The following is a 19,278-nucleotide window of genomic DNA, read 5'->3' on the forward strand; positions in this document are numbered from 1 at the left end:
GCTGGGCACACAAAACAAAGAGGCGGTTTTTCAACCGCCTCTTCTGTAAATAAAGCCTAATTTACTTACAATCTCTTTACTCTAATATTTCTGAAGAATACCTCAGTACCGTGGCCTAGGAAGCCGATATGTCCTGATTTATTATCCAATCCCGGATGGTTCTTCTTGTCGGCAGTGCCATTTTTGGTAGCCTCCTTAAGGTCACCATCAACGATCACTTTACCATTTACAGTAACCTTGATTTTGTTGCCTTGAACACGAATTTCCTCCGTATTCCATTCGCCAACAGGTTTCAAAGAACCGCGCTTCGCAGCAATAATGCCGTAAACAGAACCATGATATTGATATTCTTTCAAGTCTTTGTAAACCTCTGCGCCATCATCCAACACCTGGATTTCCATACCGGCATACGCTGCATCGCCATCGATTGGTGTGCGGATACCAATACCGTTATTTGCTCCAGGTGTCAATTTGAATTCAAAGCGGTAAACGAAGTCACCATATTGATCTTTCGTATAGATGTTCTTACCGAACTTAGCAACCGGATTTGAACGAATATAGCCCTCTTTCGTAATTTCGTACGCTGCAGAGCTTGTCCATTTATCCATGTTCGTTCCGTCGAACAACATTTCGAAACCTTCTTTCTTCTCTGCATCGCTCAACGTGGATACTTCCAAACGAGGAATCTCTTTCACGTAGATATCGCGATACCATACACGAGATCCATGCGCTTGTAACTCAATTTGCTCCATTGGGAAAATTGACTGATTGCGATCCCAGAAGTTTTCTAATGTAACATTATCAACAACCAGCTCGCCGTTCAACCAAACAGAAACCTTCTCTCCGACCATTTTGATCTTGAATGTATTCCATTCGCCCAGCGCATTATCCGCAACTTTCAACGGATCCTTTGGATTGTTCTTATTGTTATATAGACCGCCGGAACCGACTTGAGCACCCACGTTAGTACGCGAAATATCCCAAATCTGAACCTGTGGAGTTCCTCTCAAGTAAACACCTGCATCAGGTTCTTTACCTTGAGGATCCAATTTCCAGTCTACCAACATCTCAAAATCGCCGTATTGTTTTACAGTCGCGATGTTATCACCATGTCCGCTGAACACTAAATCACCATCGATGGCTTTCCAGTTCTCACGCATCTTCTGATCAGCAACAGCTTGCTTTTTCTCCAATTCCGCTTTCGACATAGCCGCGCGCTTGATCGGATTCTCTACCAAACCTTTCCATCCAGTAAGGTCTTTACCGTTAAAGATCGATACATAACCTTGCTCTGCCGGCATTTCTGATAAATGGCGAACGATCGCTTCTCTTAAATAAGAACTCTCGCTACCGGAAAGATTATCGGCTGCTTGTTGTAAGATACCGCGAACGTCAGAACCAACATATTCTTTGTTGTCCATCGCAATGTTCATTGCCACGTTAGAAGCCGTTCCTTTCAATTCCGGATCGTTCATATAGCGGCTAGCGAACATCATTGCTTGATAAGTGTTCGTCGCTTGCATGCTGCTCAAAGCAGATTGCTTTTGTTTTGCAGTTTGCGCTAAGGCAAATGCATCACGTAAAGTCAATGTCTTTTGCTCAGCTGATTGCTTGCTAGCATTCAATTGCTTGATTAAGCCTGTAAAAATTGTATTGAACAAAGCAGGGTCTTTTTCCGTTCTCGCCAATTTGATCAAGGCCGGAAGCGCCTCCTCATTATTCCATTTAGACAACGCTTCGATTGAAGAAGCTTTCAAGCCTGGGTTATTAACGTAGTTTTCTACTGCTTTCAATGCATCAGCGCCACCTACTCCCGCAAAAACCGGGAAGTATTTCGCTGCTGAAGGCGCCGAAGAACGAGAAATATTAGCCGCTAGGCGTTGAATCTTCGTGTCTTTATCTGCACTTGCTTGCAAAGCCAAGATAGCCGCTTGCTGTGCGCTCGCTAAGTCTGCTCCCTCTGCATCGTTTACCAAAGCAATAACAGATTCGAAATCCGAATTGTTAACCACATTTGGTAATGCCTTGAATGCTGCAGCGCGAACTGCTGCATCAGTTGATTTCGTCAATGGCAATACTACAGCCGCCGAACTAGGGTTCATGCGTTGTGCTAAAACTTCCAATAAAAGCACCTGTGTTTTCGCGTCAGCATTCGGAAGAGCAGCATTCACCAAATCAATTGTGCCTGCATCTTTCGCCGTCAACAACATCGTTTTAATGGTCTTCACTTCATTATCAGACGCACCAGGGATTTGCTTTATTAAGAATGGAACGTTTGATCCTTTCGATAATACAGAAAGCGCATTATAAGCTGCGATTCTTGCTTCCTCATCTTTCAATTTTGGAAATCCTTTCTCGATCAATGCTACAGAACCTGCAGCATCTTTTGTCGCTAGGAAGTTCAACACACTTTCCTGTGCATCCCCATCTAGCTTGCGCATAGAGCTAGCTAATTTCAATAAGTCAGAAGCAGATGCATTGTCTGCTAGTAAACCTAAAGCTACATTGCGCAATACTTTATCATCGCTTGAAGCAAGCTTCAACAATTGTTTCTTCTGTTTTTGAGGGTTGATGTCGGTCAACACCTCTAATGCACCAACCTGAACAGCCGAGCCCTTCGCCTTACCTGCATTATTGAATAAGGTGGTCGCGAACTTGCTCGCCGCAGCTTCATCCGTTTTCGCCAATTGCTTTGCATAGTCAATCGCCAAACTCGAAGCATTTGTTTTATCGTATTGGTAATTTAACGCCTTTGCCTTATCTAAGAATAAAGCTGAAGATTGCGAACCACCAATTTTACTTAAAGCAGTTAGACCGTTCCATTGGAAATTCTCCGATGGATATTTACCGATCAATTCGATGATCTTTGCTTCCGCTTCGTTAGATTTCAAATCGCCCAAGGCAGCGATAATTGCTGTAGCCGTCTTCTCCGTAGCAGATGATGCCAATGCTGTATTCAAAGCAGCTGCAGCCTCCGGCGTGCGGATAGCATTTAGCACGCGCGCAGCTTTCTCTGCTAAATACTCGTCAGCAAGATAAGGTGCTACTTTAGCAATCGCATCGTTCTTTGCGCAGAACTTCAATAATTCCAAGACATAGCCCTTGTTATTGGCATCTTGTAGATTATCAAGTGCCGAAAGCAATCCCTGTACATATGTAGCGCGCTGATTTTCAAATCCTGGTTGCATCACATAGAATGCGTAAGAATTTGTCGCATATTCGATAGGTGCATTATTGCCACCTTGTGGTTTTAAGCCTAATAATAGTTTGGAAACATCATCAGCCGTGAATCCCTCAAGTTCTTTCATTGCTGAAATAAACTTAGACTGCTCCTCGGCAGGCTGTTGAGCTAAAACATCGGCAATCTTGGTTGCTGACGTTCTATTTGCAGGTTGTTGCGCATATGCAGCAACTTGTATAAATAGTAAAGCGGTTATCGTATTAAATACTTTCTTCATGATTTTTCAAGGGAATTAAAATGTCCAAGGACCTCTCATTGGTTGATTGATTAATCTGTTTGCTGCATCGTCGTTCACAAATTCTTGCTTATCCGAATCGAATTTCAAGTTTCTGTTCAAACGCAACGCCGCAAGACCTAAGTTCACTAGCGTACATGAGTAATAACCGTTTTGCTCGTTCAAAGCAAATTTCTGACGCGTACGAACTGCTTCAACAAAATCTGTAACCTGTGGAGCGGGCTCTGGGTATTGAGCTAATTTGCGCTCCAAATCTGGAATATCGGAAACGAATCCACGGTACAACTTACCGTTCGGTCCTTCGATATAAGCCTTACCCTCTTCTGTACCGGCACCATCTAAGATAATCTGGCAACCGTCAGCATAGGTATAGGTAATCTTACGCCAAGTACCCACAGCATCTGAATGTTGCTGAGGCGCATCTACTTCGATAGCAACAGGGCTCTCATTGTCCTTGCCCAAGAAATATTGTACAGGATCCAGATAATGTTGTCCCATGTCTCCAAGACCGCCACCATCATAATCCCAATAACCTCTAAAGGTCAAGTGCGTACGGTGTGCGCTATATGGCTTATATGGTGCAGGACCTAACCACATCTCATAATCCAATTCTTTAGGAACCTGTTGAACTGGCAAGTTTTCCTTTCCAACCCAATAGAACTTCCAGTCAAAACCTGTATGTTTTGAAATCGTAACTTTCAATGGCCAGCCTAACATACCGGTATCAACTAATTTTTTGATCTTTTTCACCGGAACGTTCATCCCGTAGAAGTTCGCATCAAAACGGAACCAAGTATTTAGTCTAAAAATATTACCATGCTGAGCAACAGCTTCTTTTACTTTCTTACCTTCACCGATCGTTCTGGTCATCGGCTTCTCACACCAGATATCTTTTCCAGAGCGCGCAGCTTCAACCGCCATCAAACCATGCCAGTGCGGTGGCGTAGCGATATGTACAATATCCACTTCAGGATTATTGATCAAATCCCTAAAATCATGGTGCTCTTTCACACCGCCCCCAAGAGCCTTCTGCGCTAACGCTAAGTGGCGCGTGTCCACATCACAAATCGCAACGGTCTTTGTACCCGCATAGTTGAAGTGTCCACGACCCATTGATCCAACACCAATAACACCCTTTGTTAAATGGTCACTAGGGGCTAAATATCCCTTTCCAAGTACAAATCTAGGTACAATGGTAAAAGCAGCCGCCCCGATCAACGATTTCTTGATAAAATCGCGTCTAGAAGAATTATTGTTTTCTTTCATAATGTTTATGGTTCCATAGCTTAAATCGCTATTTCCCTAAAAAAGACAAGTGTATAGGTAGATTTATCATTTAGGTTAATAGCCATCCAATCATAAAAACTTTATAAATAGATTAAGTTACAAGATTATAAAATCTTTTCAGTTTTGAGTTATTCAAACATGCCAAAACAATATTATTTTAAGACATGTAAAGGTGATTGATGACAAAATTAATAAAACAATCGGTTGCGTAAATAAAATATTACGAATAAACAGACCGATTTATTAAATATTTGATAACTGATGCAGCGTACCTTCGATATATATGTAGCTTTTTATTCCCATTCTACTCCCAAATCATTCCCTTTCTGAAGCGGTTCTGATTGGGTTATGAAAGGGCTTTGATTGGGTTATGAAAGGGTTATGAGTCAATTAATACCTTTCATTTTTAGGAAGCGCCAATGCAATTCATTTTGAAAATGCTTACATTTAGATAAAAATCAATCTCATGCAATTCGAAACTGCAAGAAAAAACCAACTTGAAAAGATAAAACAGACAACATTATGGGATCTCGTCATCATTGGCGGCGGAGCTACCGGACTTGGTACTGCAGTTGATGCAGCGAGCCGTGGATTCAAGGTCTTATTAATCGAGAAATACGACTTCGCAAAAGGAACCTCCAGCAAGAGCACAAAATTGGTGCATGGCGGTGTTAGGTATCTGGCAAATGGTGATATTAAGCTTGTCATTGGTGCGTTGAAAGAGCGAGGACTCATTTTTAAGAATGCGCCTCATGTTTCCTCCGCACAGTCTTTCGTTATTCCTCTCTACTCGACATTCGATAAACTAAAATATCTGATCGGTCTAAAACTCTACGATTGGTTGGCCGGCAGCTTGCGGATTGGGAAATCTGTCTTGCTCTCGAAGAAAGAAGTGGTAGAAAAGCTACCTCATATAAAGCAGGAGGGCCTAACGGGAGGCATCCTGTACTACGACGGGCAATTTGACGATGCTCGCCTAGCGGTCAATTTAGCGCAGACTGCGATCAGCCATGGCGCAACGGTATTGAACTATATGGATGCCATTGGCATCGATAAAGATCAACATGGTAAGGTATGTGGAGTTACTTTCAGCGATACAGAAGATGGGACTACTTATAAAGCTATAGCTAAAACCGTTATCAATGCCACTGGGATTTTCGTAGACGACATTTTAAAGCTGGATACCGCTACTCATAAGAACCTAGTACGTCCGAGTCAGGGCTCGCATATCGTGATCGACAAAAAATTCCTAGATGGATATGATGCATTAATGATTCCCGAAACGAGCGATGGCCGCGTACTCTTTGGCGTACCTTGGCATGATAAAGTCTTGTTAGGCACAACCGACATACCGATCAATACGCATCAGATTGAGCCTAGACCTATGGAAGACGAGATCGAGTTTATTTTGGCAACCGCCAAATCTTACTTGAATCCTTACCCTACGCGCAATGATATTTTAAGTATCTACGCGGGTTTACGTCCATTAGCAGCTCCCAAAGACAACGATACGGGCAGCACAAAAGAGATTTCTCGCGATCACAAACTCTTGGTTAGCGACTCCAATCTGATCACGATCACCGGCGGGAAATGGACAACCTACAGGAAGATGGCTCAAGATACCGTCGATGCGGCAATTAAAGCGGGAGATTTACCGCATGTTGCCTGCAGAACGATGAGTCTCCCCATTCATGGTTCGACCGATCAAATTCAAGCTGGACACTGGACCTATTACGGAATCGACTATAATCAGATTCAAGCATTGATGCAAGAAAATGAAAGCTTGAAGGAACTCCTGCTCCCCGAATATGAATTTACAAAAGCAGAGGTCGTATGGGCCTGTCGCCATGAGATGATTCGACAGGTCGAAGATTTTCTTGCACGTCGTTGCAGGCTATTACTCTTGGATGCAAAGGCAGCGAAAAGAGCAGCTCCGGTAGTTGCTGATCTTATGGCCGGCGAACTAGACAAATCGCAAGAATGGCGTGATAATCAAATTAAACTATTCAATGAATTAGCAAACAATTACCTTTTATAATACAACCACTTATAAACTTATCTGAATGAAAGAATACATTATAGCTTTAGACCAAGGTACCACGAGTTCTCGTGCTATACTTTTCAATAAAAAAGGTGAAATCGTTAATATATCACAGAAAGAATTCCAACAAATCTATCCGAAGTCAGGCTGGGTTGAGCACGATCCGCAAGAGATTTGGTCGAGCCAATTAGCCGTGTTAACAGAAGTACTCGCTAAATCAAAAACTAAATTAGATGCCATCAAAGGTATAGGCATCACCAATCAACGGGAGACCACGATTGTATGGAATCGACGTACCGGTGCACCGATCTACAACGCTATCGTGTGGCAAGACCGTAGAACGGCTGAATATTGTGCACAATTGATTAAAGATGGACATTTGGATGAAGTACAAGAAAAAACAGGACTATTAATTGATTCCTACTTCTCGGCAACCAAAATCAAGTGGATTTTAGATCACGTAAAAGGAGCCTGCAAGCTCGCTGAGAAAGGCGAATTAGCTTTTGGAACAGTTGACTCCTGGTTGATCTGGAATCTGACCGATGGCAAAACACATGTAACCGACGTGACGAATGCATCACGCAGCATGTTATACAACATCAATACTTTGTCCTGGGACCAAGATCTATTGAAGCTTTTTGACATCCCCGAGAGCATGCTTCCGGAAGTAAAGAGTTCCTCTGAAATCTATGGCGAGACCTCCGGCGAATTGGGCAGTCGGAAGATTCCAATCGCAGGAATCGCAGGCGACCAGCAAGCCGCATTATTCGGACAGATGTGCTTGAAGAAAGGTATGGCCAAGAATACCTACGGAACAGGATGTTTCTTGCTGATGAATGTGGGCAATAAGCCGGTAAAGTCGAAAAATAAGTTGGTGACCACGATTGGCTGGAAGATCGGGAAAGAGGTCGTCTATGCGCTGGAAGGTTCTGTATTTATCGGTGGCGCTGTTGTTCAATGGCTACGCGATGAGTTGAAGATTATCAAGAAATCCAGCGATGTGGAAGCTTTAGCGACCAGCGTAGACAGCACCGAGGGCGTTTATCTGGTTCCCGCCTTTGCCGGATTAGGGGCGCCACATTGGGATGCGAATGCCCGCGGGACGTTATTTGGTATCTCAAGAGGAACTTCAGATGCACATATCGCACGTGCTGCATTAGAAAGCATTGCGTATCAAACCTACGATATCTTAAAAGCTATGGAATCTGATGCGGGCGCTAAGATTAAGGAACTGCGTGTGGATGGTGGAGCGACACAAAACAACTTCCTGATGCAATTTCAAGCCGACATCTTAAAAACGAACGTCGTGCGTCCGGAAATCACGGAAACGACTGCTATGGGGGCAGCCTTTCTCGCAGGCCTTGCTGTTGGTTTTTGGAAAGACGTCAAGGAGATTGAAGCGTTATGGAAAGAAGACAAATTGATTGTTCCCACGAAATCGAACAAGCTTTCGAACAATTTGAAGGAGTGGAACCGCGCGGTTAAAGCCGTAAAATATTGGTCAGAAAATCCAGAATAAAAGAAAATCAAAACTAAACCTATTATATGAGTCCATTTGTAGCAGAATACTTAGGAACGGCAGTCATGATCCTCCTTGGGGGCGGCGTGGTTGCCAATGTGGTGCTAAAAGGCACAAAAGGTAATAATGGAGGTTGGATCGTGATAACGACCGCCTGGGCGCTCGCTGTTTTTGTCGGCGTCACGATTGCGGGGCCTTATAGCGGTGCACATCTAAACTGTGCGGTGACTATCGCCAATTTAGCTTTGGGAAAATTAGATTTAGTAACGACCTTAAGTTATATCGGCGCACAATTTTTAGGCGCTATGACCGGCGCTTTTGTGGTTTGGTTGATGTATAAGGACCATTTCGATCAGACAGATGATGCCGGCGCTAAGCAGGCCGTATTCTGCACTGCTCCTGCCCTGCGCAATCCTCCAATCAACCTAGTCTCTGAGGTGGTAGGAACGTTTGTGCTTATTTTTACGATTCTTCACTTTACAGATGCAAAGATGGCTGATGATTCTGTGATTGGCTTAGGATCTATCGGGGCTATTCCTGTTGCTTTTGTCGTATGGGTGATCGGATTGTCCTTAGGCGGTACAACAGGCTACGCTATTAATCCAGCCAGAGATCTAGGCCCGAGAATCATGCATGCCCTATTACCGATCAAAAATAAAGCAGGGTTTGATGCAGGTTATGCTTGGGTTCCGTTTTTAGGCCCAATTATTGGAGCCTTGTTGGCAGTAGCGCTCTATAGCTGCATATATTAGGAAGCGATGAAAAAAGGATTTTTTAAAATATTGAATAAAATAAACAAGGCGGTCTTACCTAGCTATACAAAGCTGGACCCCGCTAAACTAAGTAAGCTACAACAGGCCGTTGTAGCTTACCGATATTATGTCTTAAAAGAGTCGCTGGATTAAGCGACGGGAGTTTCATCCGCATTGGGTTGATCGCCAATAACCTTCACAATGTTTTGCGGGAAAACTACATTCTTACCATCGAGTATATTCTTGACTTGTTCGCTAATTTCATTTTTGGTTGCCCAAAATACTTCACGCTTCGCCCAAGCACGTACAACTAACGTAATTCCTGTTTCTTTCAAATCCCCTACTACGACTTCTGGCATAGGTTTGTCCAAAATACGCTCGTCCGCTTTCAGAACTGACAGAACCGCTTCACGCGCTACTTTGATATTTGTATCGTAAGACACATTCAGAGTAAATTGCATACGACGGGAGGCAATCTTCGTAAAATTCTTGATGACCGAATTGGCTAAAGGACCATTAGGCGTGAATACGCGGATACCGTCGTCGTCAATCATTGTTGTGTACAGCAAGTCGATACGTTCTACAGTTCCTGTTGCTCCTGCCGCGCTGGAAATATAGTCGCCAACATCAAACGGACGGAATAAGAGGATTAATACGCCCCCTGCGAAATTGGATAAACTACCCTGAAGCGCCATACCCACTGCCAAACCGAAGGCAGACAAGGCAGCGATAAAGGAAGTAGTTTGAATACCCATCGTACTGGCTACCGTAAGCAACAATAGACCATAAAGCGTAAATTTGATAATGCTTTTTAGAAAAGAACGAATCGAACGGTCGACATTTCTCTTCTCGAATCTGCTATCGATAAATTTAAGCGCAAATTTGATTACATAGCGTCCGACAATTAGTATAAAAAATCCTACTGCAATCTTAGGCAGCGCGATTACTACTGAGTCTACTAGTCGTTCTAAACTTCTTTCTACAGAAAACCAATTCATATATTAGTGTAAATTTTCACAAAAGTAAGAAAATACTGGTTCTAATCGATTAGCATGTATTATTTTAAATATCTTTAACACATGAGTTTTCTATATTTTGATAATAATGCGACCAGCAGAATGGATGATGAGGTTCTTCAGGCTATGCTTCCTTATCTACAAGAGTCGTATGGGAATGCCTCAAGTGTGCAGCATAAACTCGGTCGGGCGGCAAACGCGGCCATAGATCAGGCGCGAATACATCTCGCAGAGAGATTAGGCTGTGCGCCAAAAGAAATCTACTTCACTTCCGGCGCTACAGAAAGCATTAGTACCGTTTTAAAAGGGGTTTCTCAAGCCTACAACAGAAAAGGGAAACATATAATTACTTGCAAAACGGAACACAAAGCTGTTTTGGCGACTTGTGAAAGTTTAGCCAAACAGGGTTACGAGATAACTTATCTCGATGTCGATGCGCAGGGGAATATTGATTTGAACGTTTTAACGAAAGCCATACGTCCGGATACAATTTTAGTTTCTATAATGTCTGCAAATAATGAAACTGGCGTATTACATCCGATCGATAAAATTGCAAATATCTGTCAAGAGAAAGACGTTCTATTTTTCTGCGACGCAACACAGCATATCGGAAAATTACCCATTGATTTACAAGAAGTAGCAATCGACATCTTATGCTTAAGTGCACATAAATTTCACGGCCCTAAGGGCATTGGTGCTTTGTTCATACGTAGAAAAAGCAAGCCTATTCAAATCCCTAGCCTCATCACTGGGGGGAACCAAGAACATGGCCTGCGCGGTGGCACTTATGCCGTCCCGCAGATTGTGGGCATGGGCGAAGCAGTAAAACACTTTGAATTCGATAGCCAGATTGAGACGATTAGAGATTACTTTGAATCGGAGCTACAGCAACAAGTAGAAGAGGTAAAAGTTCATGCTAGCGGTACATTGCGCATTCCAAACACAAGCAATGTATTAATCAAACACGTGCGCTCGACGGAATTGATGACTAAGGTTCCTGAAATGGCTTTATCATCCGGCTCTGCCTGCGTATCGGGTTCACGAGATCCATCGCACGTCCTGAAAGCGATGGGTATGGACGATGAAGATGTTTTTTGCAGCAGTCGTTTCAGCTTTAGTAAATACACAACAAAGGAAGATATTGATCTTTCCATACAACAGATCAAGCGTGCTGTGGCACAAATTAGAGCAACTTCGCCTATCTGGCAAATGTATAAAGAGGGGCTAATTTGACAGAACTCAGATGATTTTTGAAAGATTTGGAACTTGTTTTGATTATCTTTGTACAATAAATGGAGGAAGAATAACATGGTGACCATTACAGATAAAGCAAAAGAACGAATCAGCACAATCATGCAACAAGAAAACTACGATAGCAATTATTTCGTACGTGTGGCTGTGGAAAGTGGCGGTTGTTCGGGGCTATCTTATAAGCTTAATTTTGACAACGAAGAGAAAAAAGGCGATCAGTTTTTTGAAGATAACGGTGTCAAAATCTGTTTAGATATTAAGTCTTACTTATATCTGGCAGGAACAGAATTAGACTATTCCGACGGATTGAATGGAAAGGGATTTGAATTCCACAATCCTAATGCGTCGAGAACCTGCGCCTGTGGCGAGAGTTTTTCGGTGTAAAATAATTAAAGCGGGCAAATTGCCCGCTTTTTTTTCTGAAAGTTATTGTTGTTTTTTCAATTTAAACCAATAAAAAATCAGACCAGTGATTGTTCAAGGGTCTATTTTTTCTGAAAGTTATTGTTGTTTTTTCAATTTAAACCAATAAAAAATCAGACCAGTGATTGTTCAAGGGTCTATTTTTTTGTCTGGAATATTTTGTTTCTGTTTCTTAAGTATTCTTCTTGATCAAAAAAAGGACTTTATTACTAAAAACAAGAGTATAATTTTTTCTTCGAGCTCTAAAGGCATCAACTGTTGGTTCTTAAACGTCTGTTATCAGTTTTTTTCACGGGGAGTCTAACCACCAAAAAAAGGTCGATCTTTTATTTATAAGACGTGTTCTTCAGGGTACTCAATTGTTTCTGTAATCTGTCAATTCTTTTAAGTCTTCTATTTTCCAGTATTTTTATATCCTGGGGATGTAATTGATAGGGTTCCATGTCCCTCAGCACATGGTATGCAGCGGTCAATATCTTATGTGCAATGGCTATTGTCGCCTTCTTATGTCCTCTTCGGGCAGCGATCTGGTGATGCTTGACTGCAAGTAAGGGATTGGCCTTGGATCTAGAAGCTACCCATGCGGCCTCTACGAGCGTTGTCTTGAGATACTTATTTCCATGTGTTGTTCTGGAGGAATACTTTTTTCCTGCACTCTCATTGTTGCCCGGGCAAACACCAGCCCATGAGGAAAGGTTCTGATGTGTTGCAAATTGGGTCATGTCCGTACCGATCTCTGAGACGATTCCTAATGCTACTTTGGAAGACACTCCCGGAATAGTCTCCAGTAGTTCCAGCTCCCGATACATGATCCTTGCGTACTGTTCCATCTGAGCCTCTGATTGTGCTATTTGTAGATTGATATGATCGATGGATTGCAGTATAAGGGTCAACATGAAGCGGTGGTGATCTGTGACCTTGCCAGTAAGTGCTTTAATCAGTTCTGCGTGTTTCTTGACCAGTGAACCCTTGGCCATGCTTGCCAACAGCAAAGGATCGCTCTGACCTTTAGCCATGGATCGGACCATTTCCATGGCGCTTACACCGAATACGTCGCTGACCACGCTCCGCAGTTTGACGTTGGCAGATTCAAGGATGTTCTGCAACCGGTTCTTTTCTGCAGTCCGCATCGCGATCAGCTTGCGTCTATGTCGGTAGAGCTCCCTGAGCTCCCGGATATGTTGTGCTGGAATGAAGCTACCCTTCAGTAGACCGGAAAGAAGCAGTTTGGAGATCCATTCGCTATCCTTCTTATCGGTCTTCTGCCCCGGAACATTCTTGATGTGGCGGGCATTGACCAACAAAATGTGAAAGTAATCTTCCAAAACCGCGTAAACCGGTCGCCAGTAAACACCGGTGCTCTCCATGGCAACCTGTGTAATGGAATGGGATTGAAGCCATTGCACTAAATCATACAGGTCATCCGTAAAAGTTAAGAAGGTTTTTGTCTCTGTATCAAAATCACTACCTTTAATGGTAGCAACTACTGTGTCTTTATGGACATCCAGTCCACAGCCACGATCAAGAATAAAGGGTAATCCGCTGACAGCCATAGGTCTTATATTTATTGGTACTAAGATACCGTTTTGGCTAAATGCCTATTGGGACTATGAGCCCGTGACTTTCATGGCTGTTGGTGATACCCGAGTATCATGAATGTTTTTTCTGAAAGTGTCTGTTTTCAATGGCCATCAAGAACTTTCATTCCTGTTGGTGTTTCCATGGAAACATGAAAGTTTTATTTTCAAACTGAATATTGTTTTCTGAAATAGCATTAACGAATGCTTCCTCTCCCATTCTTCAAATTCATTTCATAGGCAATAATCAATCTAGTTACTAAGCCATAGCGAGCCATGCCTTCTCGTTGATTGTTATGTTTAAGGTATTGATCGTAAAATATTCCTGATAGATCAGTCAACCAGCCTGTATAATTCTCCCAGTACAATTGATCTTTCTTTAAATCGCTTTTTATGCCCCCTGAGAGCTTCGCTTTATATTTTTGAAACATAGGCTCGTCAACAAGATAAAGTGACCTTAAAAGGTATTGTATGCTTTCGTAATAGGCTGCATACTGAAACCAGGGATCTTGATGATTCCGACGCTTGACATAAGCGATGAAATTACATTCATCTTCCAGTCCAATCCCCATTTGATGTGCCAGTTCATGAGTAACCGTAAAAGGATAAGATGTTATGGGCATATCGGTATTTGCATGTGCTTCATTACTGAATGGATTCAGATAACCTGATGTTCCAAAGGATGATATAAGCACTGAACTTAATGGTTTCTTAATATGAATTTGTGTTTTGCTAAGCATAGGAAACTCTTGATCAGCATCCATCAGCTCTTCAATTTGCGCATTCACGCTGGTTCGGACTTTGCCATCAAGATCTAATTTTTCTCGCAAGCTATTCGCTAGCTGTATTTGCTCGTCCAATACGCCTAGATGATCTTCCAGAAGAATAGTGTCGACCGATAGCTGAAGTTGCTTGCTGACCGGGACTCGATAATAATTGATCGCCCATGCCAAGTGAAAGAATATATACAGTGATAGCGCGGTGCCAACTAACGTTAATACTCCTCGCCAAGCGTAGTGAAACTGCTTTTTGAACAGGAAAACTATGGTTCGAACGACGAGATAGAGCAAAAACAGGACGATAGCAAGATAAAGCAGATCTCCTACGCTAAAGGGAAGCAGTCCGAATATAAGTTTTGGGAGGTATTGATAGAAAGGATAGAAAGCACGACTATAAACAGCCTCTACCCTTTCGGAATCTGTTACAAACCAATTCAACAGCAAGATTAGGGCTATACAGCCCCCTGACCAGATATAAAGCGATTTCGTTGATTTGTTGGATTTCATTTCCTTAGTCGGATTCGTTTTCGAAATACAACTTATAATAATTCATTCCCTTATCCTCGTCGTATCCTTTTACCAGATATTCGCGCTTTCCATGCACATAGATATGGAAATTCTTATCGAGCTTGATTACTGATTTATAACTCGAAGCCATCTTTTTTACAGCATTGCCTGCGATATCAAAATTGGATTGGAATGGGGTATCGAATTCCTCCTCGAAAGCAGATTTATAATCCTTGAATAAGGAAACAGCGTCAGGATTTGCAATCACTTCCATATTGAACTCATCTTCATCAAATTCTTCTTTTGACTTAAAGTAATTCATTGAGCGGTTCAACAGGTCGATTTTATCGGCCTTATCCATTTCAAAAACTTCATCTAACTTCTCGTTGACAAAGTTCTTGTAAACTTTCATGATGTTTCCTGTTTGTTGGAAATTATCATTGCGGACGCGCAGTTTTAAGAAATCATCTTTCCAGTATACGGCTTCAGATCCGTTCGTCTGGTCAAGGCATAATACCTTAAAACCTTCCTCGGATTCGGTATTGACAATGACTACCCCCTTGTCCAATTTATTGATATTGATGGCTTGTTCTTCATAGTTTACTCCTAGACCATCTGCCTGAGGATAAACTTTAAGATAAGCTTCCTTATTCTCTGATTTAAAGATTCCTATTGCCTTGTGCTCTTCGCCTTCTAGCTGCACGTTATCCAAGGCTACTACATATACTTCTCCTGATTTGATCTTCGGATGCTCCGACACTTCAAACAAATATTTGGTGATGGATTTAGAGAAATCAATGAAGCTTACCTGTCCTTCAAAAAAGCGCTTAGAATAACTGTAAACTTCGTTGAATTCTAGATCGTCATTAGGATGGTAGAATCTGTAGATTTCCGATTGCTTTGCAAAAGGCTTCATGAAATATTGCATCAGAAGTCCGGTCAGGACTTCATCTGAAGCGACATCTACTTCAACGTCCGACAAGGTGAAATACTCGTCCTGGCTCTTGTTGCCGACATGATGAATAATAAGGTTTTCGAAGTTTGCGTCTTGATGAAATAACATGCTTGTTTTTTATAAATCGTAAATATGTATTGCAGAACGGTAGGTATTGACGTGAGCATTGACGATATCTTTGATATGTACGGAATATCCGCCACCCATGCTGACTTCCACAGGGACTTGTCTGCTCTTGCAAGCATTGAATACAAGGTCGTCCCTTTTTCTACACCCTTCTTGCGTTAGTTTAAATTTGCCAAGTTTGTCGCTAGCTAATATATCGACACCAGCCTGATAAAAGACAAAGTCGGGCATCACTTGATTAAATACAGCTTCCAGCTCTGATGACAAGAGCGACAAATAGGCCTCATCCTCGATGCCATCCGACAAACCAATATCAATATGCGATTTTTCCTTTTTAAATGGAAAGTTCTTCTCGCCATGTATGGAAAAAGTAATAATATCAGGATGATCTTCAAAAATATGAGCGGTTCCATTTCCCTGATGCACGTCAAGGTCGATAATCAAGATCGTTTTAGCGAGTTTTTGACTGTACAGATATGCGGCGGCAACGGCTTGATCGTTCAGTAAACAGAAGCCTTCGCCGAAATCTCTACCCGCATGGTGGGTTCCGCCTGCAGTGTTAAAGGAGACACCGGCATCCATCGCTGCAAAACATGCCTTAATTGTTCCATCAATGAGATAACGTTCGCGATCCACCAAAGCCTGTGTCATCGGGAAACCAATACGGCGAACCATCTTAGGGTCTAAAGTCAACTCCAATAGATCATCTACATAAGCCTTATCATGTGCTAAATAAATGATTTCGCGATCTACTAAATCGGGTTCAAAAAAGTTGTTACGATTGACCAAGCCTTCGTAAATCAATTGCTCTGGAATAAGTTCGTACTTCATCATCGGAAAGCGATGTGTCGCGGGCAATGGATAAATGTAGGCGCTATGATGAGCTATTTTTAACAATTGTGCAAATTTGTCACGAATATAACCAATCAGGAATCAATAAAAAACCCTTGTGGAAAAAGCGGATATGCCTCTTTTTTCCAATAGGCTTGGTTTATAAGCAACGAGATTGTTATATCGTAGATTTTTTAATCTCATTTTTTTTAAATAGATTTATTACAGATAGCATGGCGTAATCCACAATGCGCTGCTATATAACCATTTGTAAACAAATTGAAAGGAAGGAGACAATATGTTTAACAAGAAACATCAGGGATCTGGTTCAGCACATTCCGCTGGGCGAAATCATCCTTTTATAAAAAGTATCAAGAAAACAGGCTTATTGGATAAACCGAAGTTAGTTCTAAAGGAAATTATAGAACATCTGAAGGCCAATCGCTATGAATACAGCAAAAATTAATATTTAAAACGAAATTAAATATATGCTGTTATTAGCTATAGAGTACTAAATAAGAAGAGTATGACTATAGATATTGATTCATTGCTTGATGCGGAAATCATCAAAACCGAAGAGGATTCTAGGACACAGACTTTGGATGTAACGCTGCTATTGGATGCTGCAGGGCCTGCCAATACGCATCAGAAGAAATTGAGATTTGAGCACGTGACCTTCTATTCCCGTTCTGAAATTCCGAAAGAGGGATATCCGGTTATTTTGGAAATCAGCGAAGTCGTCCCGGAGATTGAAAAGAGCTTCGATAATGATCAATCACGCAGAAGGTTTAAGATAGATACTACGTCCGGCATAGTGATATTGGAATTTGCAACCTGCTATTTGGTAGATTAATTCCGTATCTTTCGATGAATTAAACAATCCCAACATTGCTGATAAATATACACGCCCATTCCATCAGTACCTCATCTGCTGATGAGTTCGTACTACCAAATTGCATTGTTTCCAAAGATTATCTTTATGAACAGTCTTGTTCAGCAGGTATCCACCCATGGTATGTCGATCTTAACGAGGAAGTGCAATGGGAGGCATTAGTAAAGTATGCTGAAAAACCTCAGGTAGTAGCGATTGGAGAATGCGGGTTAGATAAGCTGTGCAGTACAGAATGGAATCGGCAGGTTCAGATATTCGAAAAGCAGATTACACTCGCTAATGAGCTTAAAAAGCCTTTGATCATACATTGCGTTCGAGCATACCACGAGGTATTTACCTCCCTCTTGAGAAAGCAAGTGGCCGTCCCGGTCATTTTTCATGGTTATGAACGGAATTGGCCATTGGCGGAACAATTATTAAAGAACAAAAATTACTACCTCTCCTTCGGTGCTGCTATCTTAAAGGGCAATCTAGATGATGTTATCAAACAGATTCCTATGCACAGGTTTTTCTTAGAAACTGACGATAAACCAACGAAAATCTCAGATATTTATGCTTATTTTTGCCGAGCCAGAAAATTGTCTACAAAACAAGTAGAGGATCAGATTATGGCAAATTTTAATAGCATTTTTAAATCAACTTAAAATCAATGAAGGATTTATCTTGGCTTTCTCGCACCGAGGCGTTGGTGGGACGAGAAGCACTAGAAAAGTTAGCTAATTCACATGTAATGGTATTGGGTCTCGGCGGTGTGGGCTCTTTTGCTGCCGAATTTATCTGTCGGTCGGGCGTGGGAAAGATGACCATCATCGACGGTGATACCGTAGACCCTAGCAATAGGAATAGGCAGTTGCCAGCTTTGGCAACAAATCATGGCGAAGCGAAAGCGGAGATTATGCGCGAACGCTTGTTGGCTATCAATCCGGAATTAGAGCTTAATGTAATCCAAGATTTTATTCTTCCACAGAATATCCCTGGTCTTCTTGAATTAAAACCCGACTACTGCGTGGAAGCTATTGATAGCATCACACCGAAACTATTTTTTATCCGTTTGGCCTTGGAGGCGAAAGTACCTTTTGTAAGCTCGATGGGTGCGGGTGGTAAACTAGATCCTACGAAAATTAGGATTGCTGATATTGGAACGACTTATAATTGTAAACTAGCACAGCATATCCGCAAAAAATTAAAGAAGCATGGAATTCGTAAAGGCGTAAAGGTGGTGTTCTCCACCGAATTGCCGGATAAGGATTCCTTGTTGTATACTGACGGTAGCAACTTTAAGAAATCAGCCTACGGGACGATGTCTTATCTGCCGGCAGCATTTGGAGGAGCATTAGCCTCCGTTGCGATTCAAGATTTAATGAAAGATATATAGATGAAAAAAGGAGCTCAATGAGCTCCTTTCTTTTTGACTTGTATCCTATTAAGAAATAGGTTCCAAATATTGCGCATAGCAATATCCTTCTTCACCATCTTTCGTACGAACTAACCACCATTGGTCATTTGCGCGACTGATAAGGGTAATTACCTCATCTTTCGCCGCTTTACCAACGATTGGCTGATCTGTTCCTGGTCCTTTACGAATGTTCAAGTTGCTGCTTTCAGTAATTACGCGAACTTGCTGTCCGGTAACCGCTGTAGAAACATCTACATTCATCACGACATCGCCAGATAAGAAATTAGGGTCGATCTGGTTGTAGATATCCCATAATTTGTTTTTGACGTCAGCATTTGGTGCTGTACCACGGATTTGTAATACACCATCCATCTCAGCGACTTGTAATCCCTCGATACCCGAAGTATTCGCCGTATCGATCAATACTTTATATTTATTCTGTAAACTCAT

At 42.0% G+C, this 19,278-nt stretch carries 16 protein-coding genes; 8 read left to right on the plus strand and 8 right to left on the minus strand.

Annotated features, from left to right (window positions below):
* Positions 1-65: 65 nt before the first annotated feature.
* Both DSM08_RS11045 and DSM08_RS11050 read right to left on the minus strand, forming a co-directional pair.
* Positions 66-3,458 (minus strand): 3-keto-disaccharide hydrolase, encoded by a 3,393-nt coding sequence (locus DSM08_RS11045; protein ID WP_149526207.1) that lies wholly within the window; start codon positions 3,456-3,458, stop codon positions 66-68.
* Between the two features lie 15 nt (positions 3,459-3,473).
* A complete protein-coding gene (locus tag DSM08_RS11050; protein ID WP_149526208.1) occupies positions 3,474-4,742 on the minus strand; it encodes a Gfo/Idh/MocA family oxidoreductase in 1,269 nt (422 codons plus the stop codon).
* Positions 4,743-5,229: 487 nt separating this feature from the next.
* On the opposite strand from DSM08_RS11050, the gene DSM08_RS11055 reads away from it, so the two are divergent.
* From DSM08_RS11055 to DSM08_RS11065, 3 genes are read left to right on the plus strand one after another with little or no spacing between them, the layout of a single operon-like run.
* Positions 5,230-6,801, plus strand: coding sequence for a glycerol-3-phosphate dehydrogenase/oxidase (locus tag DSM08_RS11055; protein WP_149526209.1), 1,572 nt, complete (start codon positions 5,230-5,232; stop codon positions 6,799-6,801).
* A gap of 25 nt (positions 6,802-6,826) precedes the next feature.
* A complete protein-coding gene (glpK, locus tag DSM08_RS11060) occupies positions 6,827-8,323 on the plus strand; it encodes a glycerol kinase GlpK (protein WP_149526210.1) in 1,497 nt (498 codons plus the stop codon).
* Positions 8,324-8,349: 26 nt separating this feature from the next.
* Complete coding sequence (locus tag DSM08_RS11065) at positions 8,350-9,075, plus strand: MIP/aquaporin family protein (protein ID WP_149526211.1); 726 nt, start codon at positions 8,350-8,352, stop codon at positions 9,073-9,075.
* 149 nt (positions 9,076-9,224) lie between these two features.
* Here DSM08_RS11065 and DSM08_RS11070 read toward each other — a convergent pair whose 3' ends face one another.
* Entirely contained in the window at positions 9,225-10,073 is an 849-nt protein-coding gene (locus DSM08_RS11070) for a mechanosensitive ion channel family protein (RefSeq protein ID WP_149526212.1), read from the minus strand.
* Positions 10,074-10,154: 81 nt separating this feature from the next.
* Between DSM08_RS11070 and DSM08_RS11075 the strand changes: the two genes are divergently transcribed.
* Both DSM08_RS11075 and DSM08_RS11080 read left to right on the plus strand, forming a co-directional pair.
* Positions 10,155-11,324, plus strand: coding sequence for a cysteine desulfurase family protein (locus DSM08_RS11075; RefSeq protein WP_149526213.1), 1,170 nt, complete (start codon positions 10,155-10,157; stop codon positions 11,322-11,324).
* A 75-nt stretch (positions 11,325-11,399) separates the two neighbouring features.
* Entirely contained in the window at positions 11,400-11,726 is a 327-nt protein-coding gene (locus tag DSM08_RS11080) for a HesB/IscA family protein (protein ID WP_149526214.1), read from the plus strand.
* Between the two features lie 365 nt (positions 11,727-12,091).
* Here the strand turns inward: DSM08_RS11080 and DSM08_RS11085 are convergent, their stop codons facing one another.
* The 4 genes from DSM08_RS11085 to DSM08_RS11100 all read right to left on the minus strand — a co-directional run bounded on the left by DSM08_RS11085 (position 12,092) and on the right by DSM08_RS11100 (position 16,543).
* Entirely contained in the window at positions 12,092-13,318 is a 1,227-nt protein-coding gene (locus tag DSM08_RS11085; protein WP_149525249.1) for an IS110 family RNA-guided transposase, read from the minus strand.
* Between the two features lie 221 nt (positions 13,319-13,539).
* Positions 13,540-14,628, minus strand: coding sequence for a DUF3810 domain-containing protein (locus DSM08_RS11090; RefSeq protein ID WP_149526215.1), 1,089 nt, complete (start codon positions 14,626-14,628; stop codon positions 13,540-13,542).
* Positions 14,629-14,632: 4 nt separating this feature from the next.
* A complete protein-coding gene (locus DSM08_RS11095) occupies positions 14,633-15,691 on the minus strand; it encodes a nucleoid-associated protein (protein WP_149526216.1) in 1,059 nt (352 codons plus the stop codon).
* A 9-nt stretch (positions 15,692-15,700) separates the two neighbouring features.
* Positions 15,701-16,543 (minus strand): histone deacetylase family protein, encoded by an 843-nt coding sequence (locus tag DSM08_RS11100; RefSeq protein WP_149527707.1) that lies wholly within the window; start codon positions 16,541-16,543, stop codon positions 15,701-15,703.
* A gap of 523 nt (positions 16,544-17,066) precedes the next feature.
* On the opposite strand from DSM08_RS11100, the gene DSM08_RS11105 reads away from it, so the two are divergent.
* From DSM08_RS11105 to DSM08_RS11115, 3 genes are read left to right on the plus strand one after another with little or no spacing between them, the layout of a single operon-like run.
* Positions 17,067-17,393, plus strand: coding sequence for a hypothetical protein (locus DSM08_RS11105; protein ID WP_149526217.1), 327 nt, complete (start codon positions 17,067-17,069; stop codon positions 17,391-17,393).
* 35 nt (positions 17,394-17,428) lie between these two features.
* Positions 17,429-18,076: a TatD family hydrolase gene (locus DSM08_RS11110; RefSeq protein ID WP_187773847.1), complete on the plus strand. Its 648-nt coding sequence runs from the start codon at positions 17,429-17,431 to the stop codon at positions 18,074-18,076.
* Positions 18,077-18,081: 5 nt separating this feature from the next.
* Positions 18,082-18,807, plus strand: coding sequence for a tRNA threonylcarbamoyladenosine dehydratase (locus DSM08_RS11115; RefSeq protein ID WP_149526219.1), 726 nt, complete (start codon positions 18,082-18,084; stop codon positions 18,805-18,807).
* Positions 18,808-18,855: 48 nt separating this feature from the next.
* On the opposite strand, the gene DSM08_RS11120 is transcribed toward DSM08_RS11115, so the two are convergent.
* Positions 18,856-19,278 (minus strand): SH3 domain-containing protein, encoded by a 423-nt coding sequence (locus tag DSM08_RS11120; protein WP_149526220.1) that lies wholly within the window; start codon positions 19,276-19,278, stop codon positions 18,856-18,858.

This window comes from Sphingobacterium hotanense (assembly GCF_008274825.1).
Lineage (GTDB): Bacteria > Bacteroidota > Bacteroidia > Sphingobacteriales > Sphingobacteriaceae > Sphingobacterium > Sphingobacterium hotanense.

What these genes read in the sequence shown, in the direction of transcription:
- DSM08_RS11100 (WP_149527707.1), bottom strand. Translation starts at nt 16,543, where the DNA reads ATGATGAAGTACGAACTTATTCCAGAGCAATTGATTTACGAAGGCTTG.
- DSM08_RS11080 (WP_149526214.1), top strand. Translation starts at nt 11,400, where the DNA reads ATGGTGACCATTACAGATAAAGCAAAAGAACGAATCAGCACAATCATG.
- DSM08_RS11050 (WP_149526208.1), bottom strand. Translation starts at nt 4,742, where the DNA reads ATGAAAGAAAACAATAATTCTTCTAGACGCGATTTTATCAAGAAATCG.
- DSM08_RS11115 (WP_149526219.1), top strand. Translation starts at nt 18,082, where the DNA reads ATGAAGGATTTATCTTGGCTTTCTCGCACCGAGGCGTTGGTGGGACGA.
- DSM08_RS11045 (WP_149526207.1), bottom strand. Translation starts at nt 3,458, where the DNA reads ATGAAGAAAGTATTTAATACGATAACCGCTTTACTATTTATACAAGTT.
- DSM08_RS11065 (WP_149526211.1), top strand. Translation starts at nt 8,350, where the DNA reads ATGAGTCCATTTGTAGCAGAATACTTAGGAACGGCAGTCATGATCCTC.
- DSM08_RS11055 (WP_149526209.1), top strand. Translation starts at nt 5,230, where the DNA reads ATGCAATTCGAAACTGCAAGAAAAAACCAACTTGAAAAGATAAAACAG.
- DSM08_RS11095 (WP_149526216.1), bottom strand. Translation starts at nt 15,691, where the DNA reads ATGTTATTTCATCAAGACGCAAACTTCGAAAACCTTATTATTCATCAT.
- DSM08_RS11085 (WP_149525249.1), bottom strand. Translation starts at nt 13,318, where the DNA reads ATGGCTGTCAGCGGATTACCCTTTATTCTTGATCGTGGCTGTGGACTG.
- DSM08_RS11090 (WP_149526215.1), bottom strand. Translation starts at nt 14,628, where the DNA reads ATGAAATCCAACAAATCAACGAAATCGCTTTATATCTGGTCAGGGGGC.
- DSM08_RS11075 (WP_149526213.1), top strand. Translation starts at nt 10,155, where the DNA reads ATGAGTTTTCTATATTTTGATAATAATGCGACCAGCAGAATGGATGAT.
- DSM08_RS11105 (WP_149526217.1), top strand. Translation starts at nt 17,067, where the DNA reads ATGACTATAGATATTGATTCATTGCTTGATGCGGAAATCATCAAAACC.
- glpK (WP_149526210.1), top strand. Translation starts at nt 6,827, where the DNA reads ATGAAAGAATACATTATAGCTTTAGACCAAGGTACCACGAGTTCTCGT.
- DSM08_RS11120 (WP_149526220.1), bottom strand. Translation starts at nt 19,278, where the DNA reads ATGAGTTTACAGAATAAATATAAAGTATTGATCGATACGGCGAATACT.
- DSM08_RS11070 (WP_149526212.1), bottom strand. Translation starts at nt 10,073, where the DNA reads ATGAATTGGTTTTCTGTAGAAAGAAGTTTAGAACGACTAGTAGACTCA.